Below are 12,042 nucleotides of genomic sequence, written 5' to 3'. Positions count from 1 at the left end.
TCGGAATTCCGCCTCCGATTTTCGTCTTACTTTGCGGACAAATGCCGGGCGCGCAAGGCGAGCAGGCAAATGACGCTGAATAACGCGGATATGATGATCGTATGGAGCAATCCGGTAAACACGTAAACGTTGTGGTCGCCGATCGTGACGGAGAGCAGCCCGCCGCTGAGCACCTGGAAGCACACGAGCCACAGGGCGTAACCCGCGATTTTCGAAGGCTCGGAACCGGCCCCTGTCTGCCTGCGGACGAAAAAGACGAGCGCGACGACGACGATCAGCAGCAGCAGTGCCGCCAACCGGTGCGCGAAGGCAATGCTGACCGAATGGGTCATTTCGGGGATCACGTCCCCGTTGCATAACGGCCAGCCTGCGCAGGCGCCGCCCGAACCGGTATGCCGGATGTAAGCGCCGAGATAGACGACCCCGTAGCAATAGATGAGCACGCCGACCGTAAACCGGTAGACCGAACGCGGAATCCGGCCGGACACCGCGCCTCCGGAAGCGGCCACGCTTGCCGGTTGTCCTTTGTTCGACGCCGTTCGGGAGGCATAAGTATAGAGCAGCCAGGTACTCGTAAACGCGAACAGCGAAATGCCGAAATGGAGGGCCAGTACCGCGTCGGACTGCGGCCAGACGACGGCCATCGCACCGAGCGCGGCCTGCAGGAACGTGAAGAACAGCGACGCCGAAGCGTACGCGATCGGTTCCTTGCGTTTGACCGGTTTCCACAGCAGCGTAACGAGGAACGTCGCGCCGACCAACAAGCCGACGCCGCCGCTGATCACGCGGTGGGAATATTCGACGAGCGATTCCAACGTGTAGGCCGGAATGAATTTTCCGTTACAGAGCGGCCAGTCGGTGCCGCAGCCCGCCTGCGAGCCCGTATTGGTGACGAGAACGCCTGCGATCAAGACGACGAACATGCCGAGGCAGGTCAGGAAAGCGAGAATTTTGTATCTTTGCAGGGTCATGCCCATCCCCGATTTCTTTGTGAAAGTAGGCACTTGAACGGCCATTTCCCATTATACAGAAGCGCAACCCCCAATACCATGTTCAAACTGTGACATCTGCCTCCGGCCATCACGATGAAAAAACCGCCGAAACGGGGTTCGGCGGCGCGTTCCGTCCACTACCGACGGATAGTCCGGTCAAGCTTGCGCCGGCATGGCTGCCGCTACGGCGACGGCGCGATTGAGGAACTCTTCGATTTCTTCCCGCGTTTTGCGGAGCTTGCTGACGAACCGGATCAATTCCTGTCCGTTCCGGAACGCGATGAAGCTGGGAATGCCCAAAATGTTCAGCTCCGAGCAAAGATCCGGCATCTCGTCACGGTCGACTTCGAAGAAAGAGATGCGATCGGCGTATGCTTGCTCCACGTCGGGCATAAAGGGTTCGATAAAATGGCAATCCTTGCACCAAGCCGCCTTGAACACGGCGACCGTCAATCCGTCCCCCGCCGTCAACCGGCGGAATTCCGCTTCATCCGAGACGCGCTGCATGCCGACTCCTCCTCGTGGTTCCAATCTTTAGCGATTCGCGTACGGATATTATACGCTTGGGGGATTTCCTCTACAAGTATTCGGTCACGCTATAGGCAGGGTCTGAAAACGGAAAAGGGGTTTGAACCGGTGAATTCGATTTGGCGATCGGCAGGCGCGTTGGCGAAGGGCTTTTGGCGTAAAACGTCCGTTTGGAGACGTTCCGCCCGCTTGACGGCGGAACGGGCCGAGCTGCCCCTGTCGCGAAAATCAATACGGGAGATGGCGGCGATTCTGGACAGCAAGGAAACCCGCACGCCGTCCCGGGCCATCGTCCGGGGACCGGAAGTACCGTTCGAGAGGGAGCTGGCGGAGCGCATCCGCAAGGAAACGGACGTCTGGAACCGGAATAACGTCACCCGCACGCAGGCGTATTGGAACCTTTACAGAGAGTTCCCGGAGCTCCATTGGGCGCTGCTGGCCCATTTGGTGTCGCGGAACGGCGGCTGGTCGATGACCGATTTGAAGGGAGAATGGCTGCCGTACCTGCTCGACGAAGATAAAGCGGCCGACCAATTCAAGCTGCTCGAAACTTGCAACGCCCTCATTTTCCGTGACGCTTATCCCCAGCTGCGCGTTTACGCGGAAAGCCGCCGCGCCGGCGCCCCCCTGTTCGGCCTGCTTCCCTCGTTCGGCGTCTCTTCCTTCATGTCTCCGTTTTGGGAGCGTTTTTGGGTGACGCGGGAATCGCCGCTGCTCACCGTGGCGCTGATCGTCAACGAACAGCATGTCATCCAAGCCCCCGTCGTGGAAAACTCCTTCTTCCGCGAGCGCGTGTTCGACCTGAGCTTCCGGATGCTTCCCTTCCTGCAGGAGAACCAGCTGCTGTTCCCGCTGCTGCAGCCGGATTCGAGAAGAGACCGTTCCTTGACGCTGGCCGGTAGAGTGCTCGAGAAATTCACGAACCTGGATGAGCGGATCGCTTTCGGCAAATGCCTGTACGGCATGCTTTTCGCTTATCCGCGGGTATTGACCGGCGCGGTCTATTTCGCGGCGAAAGTCCCTCATACGGGCTCCCGGGCCGACTACTGGCCGGAGCGCTTCACCGCGGCCTCGCAGCAAAAAAGCGGCGGAGTTTCTCCTTCCGGAGAAAACCCCGCCGCCAAGCGATGGTACAGCCCTCCATTGCTGGAGGCATGGCCCGACCAACCGCTGCCGCAATCCGAACTGCCGGACTGGTTCCGCGATCCGAAGGCGCTGCATTACGTATCCAAGCCGAAGCCGCCGCGCATTCTCGACATGACCGCCGAGCATCTGTTCGGTCAGCGGAAGTGGCAGACGGCCGTCCGTATGGCCGCCAGAATCCGTTAGGATCCCGTTGCCCGGCTTCCGCGCAGCTTGAATATAGGAGCCAGCAGCTTTCGGACCGCCTTCGGATAAGAATCCGTTTCTTCCCGGGTGATGACGTTCAGCAGGACGAGAAGCGTCGGATATACGCCCAGGACGGCCAGTCCCATGACGGCCGAGGAGAACAGGAATCCGACCTTCTCCGGGAGTCCGCCCAGCAGGCCGAGAACGCCCTTCTGAAGCCCCCACAGGACGGCAGCCACGATCACGACCGTTGCCAGGAACCCCGCCCAACGGCGGCCTTCGATGACTTGGAGGGCCGTTCTTTTCTTGAGGCTCAGGATGTTGAAGCCGAGCGCCCAGATGAAACATACCGAAGTCGCTAAAATGAGGCCGTAAACGCCGAGCCAAGGAGCCAGCGCAAAGCTGAGGATGACTTTGATGAGCATGCCGGTGATGACGTGCATCGTCGCTTTGCGCGGCTGGCCGATCCCGAGCAGCATCGAGTTGGTGATCATCATGCCGATCTGGAAAATGGTGCCGAACGTCAGCATGGCGACGATCAGGCTGCCGGCGTCCGAGCTGAACAGGAACCCGTTCACGCTGTAAGCGCCGACCGACATCAGCAGCACGACCGGCATGCCGCTGAAGACGGCGATCCGGATCGCGAGCGAAGCTTGCTTGCCGACTTTGTTGCGGTCTCCCGTCGCGTGGGCGGATGAAATGACCGGGATGATGGACTGGCCCAGGGCCACCGCCAGGATGACGGGAATGCCCGCGATCGACTGCGCGCGCTGGACGAGTACGCTGCCCCACTCGTAAATCGTGTCTGGCGCGAAGTGGCCGCTCAGTAGCGGTTTGATCAGAATCGAGTCCAGCGTATACGTCAATTGCACGGTCACGGAAGTGAAGATGATCGGAACGGAAAGCCGGAACAATTCCCGGTAAATGCCGGCGAGCGCCAGCTTGACCGATGCTTTCCGGTCAACGCTGCCTCCTGCCTGTTTATCTGCCGCGGACAGCTTGCGGCCGTAGTACAGCATGACCAGGAAAGCGCCGATGCTGCCGAACACGCTCCCGAACGACGCGCCGGCGGCGATCCATTCGTCTCCCCAGCCCCACGCCGCGAAAGAGAAGGCGATCCCGATCGCCGCCGCCACGCGGAGAATCTGTTCGATGATCTGGGACATGCCGCCCGCCGCCATGAAATGGCGGCCCTGATAGTACCCTCGCATCATCGCAATGATGGGAAACAGCAGCAGCGAAGGCGCGATGGCCCGGATCGAAGCGGCCGCTCCCGGCTCGTGCATGATCGGTCCGGCAATGAGCGGCGCGAGGCCGAACATGAGCAGCGTGATGACCAGGCCTGCCGCGATACCGAACAGAAGGGCGGCGCGGTAGATTTGCCGCGCTTCGTCTTCGCGTCCGAGCGCGTAACGCTCGGACACCATTTTGCTGACGGCGCTCGGTAAACCGGCCGTCGCCACCACCAACAGAAACAAATAAACGTTGTTAGCCACACCGTAGTAGATGTCGCCTTTATCGCTCAGCACATGCTCCAGCGGCACCCGCTGGAGGATGCCCAGGGCCCTCGCCACGAGAGCCGCCGCGGCGAGGATGAGCGTGCCTTTAAGCAGCGTGTCCTTTTTCACCTGTCGTTACGCCTCAATTCCCTTGATCGCTTCCAGCGGCTTGTGGTTGCCGCGCACCGGCTTGGCCGCGCCGGAAGGTGCCGCCCACTTGACGCCGTTGGCGATTACGCGGCGGACGGTCGGATCGAAATAAGTGGGATACGTCTCGTGGCCGGGACGGAAGTAGAAGATTTTGCCTTGACCCCGATGCCAGGTGCAGCCGCTGCGGAACACTTCTCCGCCCTCGAACCAGCTGACGAAAATCAGCTCGTCCGGCGCCGGAACGTCGAAGTGCTCTCCGTACATTTCCTCGGGCTTGATTTCGAAATACTCCGGGATGCCCGCGGCGATCGGATGGGACGGATCCACCGTCCAAATGCGCTCCTTCTCGTTGGCTTCGCGCCATTTGAGATCGCAGCCCGTGCCCATCAGCTTTTTGAAAATTTTCGAGAAATGGCCGGAGTGCAGCACGACCAGCCCCATCCCGTTCAGGACGCGCTCGTGGACGCGGTTCACGATGGCATCGTCCACCTCGTCATGCGCCATGTGCCCCCACCAGACCAGCACGTCGGTATCGTTCAGCACCTCTTCCGTCAGCCCATGCTCGGGTTCCGGCTGGGTCGCCGTGCGAACTTTCAGATCGGCGTCGCCTTCCAGTCCTGCGGCGATCGCACGGTGCAGGCCTTCCGGATATACCTTGCGCACTTCCTCGTGGATTTGCTCGTGTTTGAATTCATTCCATACCGTAACGCGTACCATGTACGTTTCCTCCTTGAAATGTGCGCGAATAGAGTCAAAAAACAAGCCAAATGACGAAAATGACGATCATCGCCAGCTGCAGGAGCACCTTCACGACCGTACTGCTGAGCAGTCCGACCAACGCGCCCCAGCCGACTTTCAGGGAACGGACGAAGAAGGCCTTGTCCAAGCGGACGCCGCGGGCGACCCCGTCGATCCATTCCCCGAGCACGGCGCCGGCGAGCGGACCGATGACCAAACCGAACGCCGGAATGACGAAAGGCCCGATCAGGATGCCGATCGTGCTGCCGATGACCGAAGCCCTGGAGCCGCCGTATTTTTTTACCCCCCAGGCATTGACGAGGTAATCGGCGACGAAGAGCAGCGCGACAATGAGTGTCTGGATCGTCCAAAACCAGAACCCGAACGGCTCGAACGAGAAGAACAAGCCGTACACGAAGAAAGCGGCGTAAATCGCGAGCGCACCCGGCAGCACCGGGAACACCGCACCCGCCATGCCCAGCGCGAACAATGCCGCGATGAGCAGCCAACCGATGATGTCCATCCCCGATCAGTCCTTCAGCACGTATTCCTGGATCATGAAGGCGACTCCGTCTTCCAAATGGCTTGCCGTCACGAAGTCGGCGGCCGCTTTCACTTCCTCCTGCGCGTTGCCCATCGCGACGCCGAGTCCGCAGGCCCGGATCGCGGCAATGTCGTTCAGGCTGTCGCCGACCGTCGCGACCTCGGACATGTCGCAGCCGATCAGCCGGCATACTTCCTCGAGCGCCGTCGCTTTGGAGACGCCTTCGGGATTGATTTCCAGATTAAAGGGAGAGGAGTTGCTGATCTCGAGTCCGCCCCACGTTTGGATTTCATCCAAAATGGCTTGCAGCACGGGGAGCTCTTCCGTATAGTAACCGAATTTCAGCCAGTCGCGGGAGCCGATGTCGTCGACCCAGCGTTCTTTGTTGTAGATATTTTCCGTCGAGTACGCCCAGAACCAGGTGTCGCCGTGCTTCTGCGCCAATTGATGCAGGCGGTTGACGATGTCGGAATCCAGCAAGGTCCTGCGGTGCAGCTCATGCGGCTTGCGCCAGATTTCCCCGCCGTTCACGACGATCATCGGATTGTCGAGTCCGAGCTGCTCCGCGAACGGAAGTGCGCTCGGAAATCCCCGGCCGGTGGACAAAACCACCGTGACGCCGGCTTCTTGGGCGCGCTTTACCCACTCCGCATTGCCGGGACTGATTTCGCTGTTCTCGTTCAGCAGCGTCCCGTCCAAATCCAGCGCCAATAAGCGATATCGCGGCATGCTGTCAGTTCCTCTCTTTCCATCCCAGCCGGATGCCTAATTCATCGTCATTCTACCACATTTGCGAAAAATCCGCTCCTTGGGGGAGCGGATCGTTGTGACTTTGCGCCGTTTGATTTAGACATCCATCTAATAAGTTAGCGGGATAGGCGGGGTAGTGGACTTGTGCGGCGTGCCGGTCAGCCCGACGGCGGCATCGTACGCGTCGAAAATCTTGCGCGCGATCGGAGCCGCCGCCCAGCCGCCGAAGCCGCCTTGCGGTACGACGACCGCGACGGCCAGTTTCGGGTTTTTCGCGGGCGCGTAAGCGATGAACACGCCGTTCTCGACGAGCTGTCCCGCGACGCCCTGCTCGGAGGTCCCCGTTTTCCTCATGAACTCATAGGGGAAGTCGTCGAAGCCTTTCACGCTGACCTTGGACATCCCGGCTTCGATCGTCTTCCAGTAGGAATCCGGGAAACTGACCGTATTGAGAACCTCAGGCTGATAAGGCTGCACGACGTTGCCCGCCGCGTCTTTGATTTCGTTCACGAACTGCGGCTTCAGCCGTTTGCCATGGTTAGCGAGCATCGTCGCGTATTGCGCCAGCTGCAGCGCCGTATAGCGACCTTGCTGTCCGAAAGAAGCGTAGACGAGAGCGGACTGGGTACTCGCCTTCTTGGCTTCGATCGTATAGTTGATAAAGCCGCTGCTTTCGCCCGGCAATCCGCTGCCTGTCGAGACGCCCAAGCCGAACTGCTTCATGTAGCTGTCCCAAATGTCGATGCCGGCGTCGCCTTTCTTCAGGTACAGCGCATTGCCGATCATCGCGGACATGAAGGCGTTGGAGGACTTCTCGATCGCCCTGGCAGGGGTGAGCGTTCCGTTGACCGCGTTGTGGGAGTTGCGGACCTTCACCTCATGCCCTGTCGCGCCGAACGCGAAATAACCGATGTCGTTGAAGGTGGACGAAGGCGTGATGAGCTTTTCCGACAATCCCACCAAGACCGAAAGCGGCTTCTGCGTCGAACCCAGGTAAACGAGCGAGGACGGGTGCTTGCTGCGTTCCTTGTTGTCCTCGTAAGGAGCCTGAACCTCGCGGATCGTCCCGTTGCCGGTGAAAAACTTCACGGCGTCGTAGTCCTTGGAGCTGATGCCCCCTTGCCACAAGTTCGGATCGTAGTCCGGCATGCTGGCCATCGCGACGACCTTCCCGGTGTCCACTTCCATGGCGACGGCGTAGCCGGTCGTGGCTTGGTAGCCGTCGTGGTACATGGAGGTCGCCGGCGAATTCCGCAAAAACTGCAGGTGGTCCATGATCGCTTTCTGCGTCGCGAGCTGGACGTCCTCGTTGATCGTCAGGTACAGGTTATTCCCCTTGACCGGCTTCGTCAGTTGCATCGGTCCGATGATCCGGCTTTCGTTATTGACCGGATACGATTTGAGGCCGTTGCGGCCGCGCAGCTCGTCTTGGTACATCAGCTCCAGGCCGTCGAAGCCGACTTCCTCGGTATCGAGGTATTTAAGCGTCGGATCGGTCTCCTCGGTTTTAATGTCTTTGTACTTCGTGAGAGAGCCCGCGCCGCTCAGCTTCTTCATGTAGCCGACGAGCTGCACCGCGACTTTGTCGGGGCTGTACTGGCGGATGCTCTCTTCGACGACGTCGATGCCTTTGAACTCTTCCCGGTGCTCGGAGAAATACGCGATTTCTTCCTTGCTCAGCCCGGACTTGATCCGCCGGGGCTGGAACGGGAGATGCACCGCGCCGTCGAAGTCCATGTAATCGAAAACTTCGCCCGCCGTCAGCGGCTTCGCGGTTTTGCTGCCGTATTTGTTGAATACCTCGACCAGCTTCGCGGCCAATTCCTGGCCTTTTTCCTTCTTCGTCCCCGGCTCCAGCGTGAAGTACAGCGACTGCGTCGAAGAGGAGTAGGCGATCGGTTTGCCGGTCGAATCGTAAATATTGCCGCGGATCGGGGGAATCGGCACGTTCCGGGTCCCGATTTCATGCTCCTTGGCTTTCAAAGTCGGCCCGTCCACGAATTGCAGGAGAGCCAAACGAACGATCAAAACGGAGAAAACGAAAAAAGTCGCGAAAAAGAACACGTTCAAACGGAAGCTGAAATGGCGCCGATTGCGCAATTCTTTTTTTTGCGCTTCTTCCGTCGTGGAATTGCTCACTTGCGAAACCCTCCTTGCTTTGCGTTGCTGAACTTGCATCCCGTACATAGACGATTAAGAGCGCCGATAAGTTGTTAAGCTTGCCGAATATGAGTGTCGGAAAATCTTGGGGAATTGAACCAGTTCCCCGAATTCGCCCACGTAGGATCGAGCGGCACCCACTTGCCCGTCTCGGACAAGTAGACCTCGTTCCAGGCATGCGCCCCGAATCCGCCGCGTCCGTCATAGCCTTGCCCGGTCACGACACGGACGTCGAGGTCGACGGCGCGAGCCATCGCGGCATACAGCCGGGCGTAGTCGATGCAGACGCCTTTTCTGGTTTCGAACGTCTGCTCCGGATTCTGTTCCCGCCATTCCCCGCGAACCTCGTAGGCGGTCACCTTATCATGGTCATAGGCGATCCGGGAGCCTACCCATTCGTACAGGGCGCGTGCCTTGGCCTCGTCCCCGGTCTTATCCTTCGTGATCTCCTTGGCCGCCCGCACGATATCGTCCGGCACTTCCGCGTCGATGACGTCGTATCGGCGCAGCCAGAGCTGATCCAGCTCTCCCGACATCGCTTGGGCGAAGACGGGAAGCCGCTTTTCCAGCAGCGGCCCCGCGGCGGGGCGGATCACTTGGGCCGCGACCTCCCGGTACAGGCCCGACTGCTCGATGTAGCTGGTATACGGACCTTGAGGGAACAGCGCGCAGTATCCGAACAGCAGCGCCGTCAGCAGCAGCGCCCTTACCGCTCCCATCGCCGCGCCGATGGCGCCGCCTGCCGACCGTCCCACGACGCCGCCGGACGGCAACAGCGCGAAAGGAGCGGAGCCGATCAGCGCGAACCACCGGGTGAACAAGCCGGTGAGAAGCCGAATGATCATGTAGCACAGAAGAAAAACGACGGCAAACCGGAATAACGGCAAGTCCCGGAGGCCGGCCATCACGGTATAGCTGAATTGCTTGAAATAACTCGCTCCCGGCGACGGCCGGGTGAGTCCGGTCTCCATCAGCCATTCCCTGAGGCGGGCGGAAACCGAGGAAGCGGCATAGGCCGACAGAACGACGGCCCCGACCGTCACGACCGAGTGGATCAGAAAGGAAAAAAGCTGCCTGGCGGACCCGCCCCCCCCTTTGCGAATGCCTTGGAGCAGCGACAGGGCGACGATCGCCAGCAGGACGGCCGTGACCAGATTGGTCTCCTGCACGTTCCACGCGAACCAACCGGACATCTTATCACCCTCCCGTGAAGAAAAAATAGCCCGCGAGGGGAGCGGGACTTTACGAGATTTACTTTTTGGCGGCGGCGCGGGATTGCTCGATCAAGGTGCGGACCGCCCCCTCCACCTTCCACTTGCCCAGAGACAAGCCCTGGTATTTGACGGACACTTCGCCGGAGTTCGGAACGCCGTTCAGTTCCAGGTTCGGCGTCTTGATCGTGTAGCTCCCGTCTCCGTTGTCTTTGTACTCGGCCTTGGAGACTTCCCCGGCCATCGCTTTGATCGCCTGGTCCTTCGCCGTCGCTTCCACTTTGGAGCCGATGGCCGACAAATCGTCGATGCTGTAGCCGCCGTATACGGCCACGCCGATGACGATCGCCGCGATGAGCAGCCATTTGACGACCGTCTGGACGAGTTTCATGATGACGAAAATGACGACGATGGCGGCTGCGACGACGATCCAGTGATCTTTCAGGAACTGCATCCATGCATCCGGAGTCCAGGACTCTGGGTTGAACATGAAGACCGACTCTCCTCTGACGATAACATCCATGAATAAGGGCGATAAACCTTGCGAACAGGCATCTCGATCATTATACCTTACGGACTTGTACCCCGTAAACGAGGGGCATAACCCGAAGCGCTCCGACGTACAAGTAGGATATGCCGCCGCCTGCGGACAAGGGAGGTTCCGTCCATTGAAAACTGCCGTCTGGCTCTATTTTTTCCTGTTCGTCGCCTTCTTCGATTTGCACGCCCAATACCCGATGCTGACGCCCTTCGCCGTCTCGCTCGGAGCGGCTCCGTCGTTCATCGGCCTGGTCATGGGCATGTATTCCATCACCCACCTTCCCGGAAATCTGCTCGCGGGTTACGGCGTGGACCGCTTCGGCAGCCGCCTGTTCATTTCCGCCAGCTTGACCGGTGCGGGCATTCTCCTGCTGCTTCAGGCGAGGGTCACCGACCCCTGGCAGCTCTTGTACATCCGTTCGGCGAGCGGGTTCGTCCTGGCGTTTCTGTCCCCGGCCTGCATGGCGCTTCTCGCGCGGATGGCCCGCAACCATATCCACCAAGGCAAGCTGATGGCCGGCAACGGTCTCGTCCATACGATCGCGTCGGTCGTCTCTCCCGCCGCCGGCGCATGGCTGGCCGCCACGATCGGCTTCAACGCTTCGTTCACGGTGCTGGGCTGGATTTTGCTGTTTACGGGTTTAACCTCGATCGCGTTCATCAAAGAGCCGGCCAAGCTGCCCATGAACGCCGAAGGCGTGCCGGGAGAATCGCAAATCGAAGCGGAACCCGGACGCTCGGGCAAAGACGCGGCCCCCTTCCCTCGGGAAAATGGGAAGTTCCCGTGGATCGTGTTCATCCTGCCCATCGCGCTTTCCTGCTCCCAAGGCATCCTGTCCTTCGAGCTCCCCATGCGCGCCCGCACGAGCGACGAGGTGCTGGCAACGGGACTGCTTTTTTCGGTCATGAGCCTCGGCGCCCTCGCTACGCTGGGCTTGCTCTTCCTGAACCGCTACCTGCCCTACTCCCGGACGATCGCCGGATTGTGCCTGCTGGCCGCCGGCTATTACGCGCTGGCGTCGGGCTGGCCCGTCCCTCTCGCCGCGGTTCTGTTCGCGCTCGGCATGGCCAAAGGAGTCATCTTCCCGGCGATGACGTCTTTCCTGCTGCAATTGAGCGGCGCCGGCCGCTACGGAAGAACGTTCTCTTTCCTGTCCATTTCCATGTCCATCGGCTCCTTCATCGGCCCCGTGGCCGCAGGGGCGATACGCGGCCATATGTCTCCGTTTTTCCTTTCGTTTCTCGCGTTGATGGCCGCGCTCATTCTGCTGTACCCCCGCCGCGTGTACCACGACGGCTGGGAAGGACGTCCCGCCATTCCTCCCGCCTGATCCGGGTATTCGCCCGCGTCAAACCCCTGCCCGGCGCATATCCTGCATCAAGGCCCTCGCCCGTTCCGGCCATTGCCGGGGACGAAGGAAATCGGGCTAAGAAACGGGGGGAACGGGAATGGCGCACGCGCGCGAATATCCACTCCGGCTTATTTTCAGCTTGCTGGTCCTGATTTTGTTCATTTTGCTCGTGATCGTGTTGGAACTTGGGCTGACCTGAAGTACCTCCTGCCCTTTCGTGGTACAATACTCCCAACAGGAATCAAGCCA

General features: G+C 60.1%; 11 protein-coding genes. 2 read left to right on the top strand and 9 right to left on the bottom strand.

Annotation, left to right across the window (positions count from 1 at the left end; all coding sequences use genetic code 11):
- Positions 1–26 precede the first annotated feature (26 nt).
- Together EAV92_RS01415 and EAV92_RS24360 are read right to left on the bottom strand one after the other, a co-directional pair.
- On the bottom strand, positions 27–971 hold the full coding sequence (locus EAV92_RS01415) for a COX15/CtaA family protein (protein WP_123043501.1): 945 nt from the start codon (positions 969–971) through the stop codon (positions 27–29).
- Between the two features lie 177 nt (positions 972–1,148).
- On the bottom strand, positions 1,149–1,499 hold the full coding sequence (locus EAV92_RS24360; RefSeq protein ID WP_164472593.1) for a thioredoxin family protein: 351 nt from the start codon (positions 1,497–1,499) through the stop codon (positions 1,149–1,151).
- A gap of 129 nt (positions 1,500–1,628) precedes the next feature.
- Between EAV92_RS24360 and EAV92_RS01410 the strand changes: the two genes are divergently transcribed.
- A complete protein-coding gene (locus EAV92_RS01410) occupies positions 1,629–2,849 on the top strand; it encodes a DUF2515 family protein (RefSeq protein WP_164472592.1) in 1,221 nt (406 codons plus the stop codon).
- On the opposite strand, the gene EAV92_RS01405 is transcribed toward EAV92_RS01410, so the two are convergent.
- The 7 genes from EAV92_RS01405 to EAV92_RS01375 all read right to left on the bottom strand — a co-directional run bounded on the left by EAV92_RS01405 (position 2,846) and on the right by EAV92_RS01375 (position 10,391).
- Positions 2,846–4,477, bottom strand: a complete 1,632-nt coding sequence (locus tag EAV92_RS01405) for a putative polysaccharide biosynthesis protein (protein ID WP_123039427.1) — start codon at positions 4,475–4,477, stop codon at positions 2,846–2,848. The genes EAV92_RS01410 and EAV92_RS01405 overlap by 4 nt on opposite strands.
- A gap of 6 nt (positions 4,478–4,483) precedes the next feature.
- On the bottom strand, positions 4,484–5,215 hold the full coding sequence (locus EAV92_RS01400) for a ThuA domain-containing protein (RefSeq protein WP_123039426.1): 732 nt from the start codon (positions 5,213–5,215) through the stop codon (positions 4,484–4,486).
- A 34-nt stretch (positions 5,216–5,249) separates the two neighbouring features.
- A complete protein-coding gene (locus EAV92_RS01395) occupies positions 5,250–5,759 on the bottom strand; it encodes a DUF456 domain-containing protein (RefSeq protein WP_123039425.1) in 510 nt (169 codons plus the stop codon).
- A gap of 6 nt (positions 5,760–5,765) precedes the next feature.
- Complete coding sequence (locus tag EAV92_RS01390) at positions 5,766–6,509, bottom strand: Cof-type HAD-IIB family hydrolase (RefSeq protein ID WP_123039424.1); 744 nt, start codon at positions 6,507–6,509, stop codon at positions 5,766–5,768.
- A 129-nt stretch (positions 6,510–6,638) separates the two neighbouring features.
- Positions 6,639–8,669, bottom strand: coding sequence for a peptidoglycan D,D-transpeptidase FtsI family protein (locus EAV92_RS01385; protein WP_123039423.1), 2,031 nt, complete (start codon positions 8,667–8,669; stop codon positions 6,639–6,641).
- A gap of 74 nt (positions 8,670–8,743) precedes the next feature.
- Complete coding sequence (locus EAV92_RS01380; RefSeq protein ID WP_123039422.1) at positions 8,744–9,883, bottom strand: transglutaminase domain-containing protein; 1,140 nt, start codon at positions 9,881–9,883, stop codon at positions 8,744–8,746.
- Positions 9,884–9,941: 58 nt separating this feature from the next.
- Complete coding sequence (locus EAV92_RS01375; RefSeq protein WP_123039421.1) at positions 9,942–10,391, bottom strand: hypothetical protein; 450 nt, start codon at positions 10,389–10,391, stop codon at positions 9,942–9,944.
- A 178-nt stretch (positions 10,392–10,569) separates the two neighbouring features.
- Here EAV92_RS01375 and EAV92_RS01370 point away from each other — a divergent pair, with 178 nt between their 5' ends.
- Positions 10,570–11,772, top strand: a complete 1,203-nt coding sequence (locus EAV92_RS01370) for an MFS transporter (protein WP_123039420.1) — start codon at positions 10,570–10,572, stop codon at positions 11,770–11,772.
- Positions 11,773–12,042: the final 270 nt, after the last annotated feature.

The sequence above is a fragment of the Cohnella candidum genome, from assembly GCF_003713065.1.
GTDB lineage: Bacteria > Bacillota > Bacilli > Paenibacillales > Paenibacillaceae > Cohnella > Cohnella candidum.
Note: the sequence above shows the minus strand (reverse complement) of the source record. Positions and strands in the feature narration are given on the sequence as shown.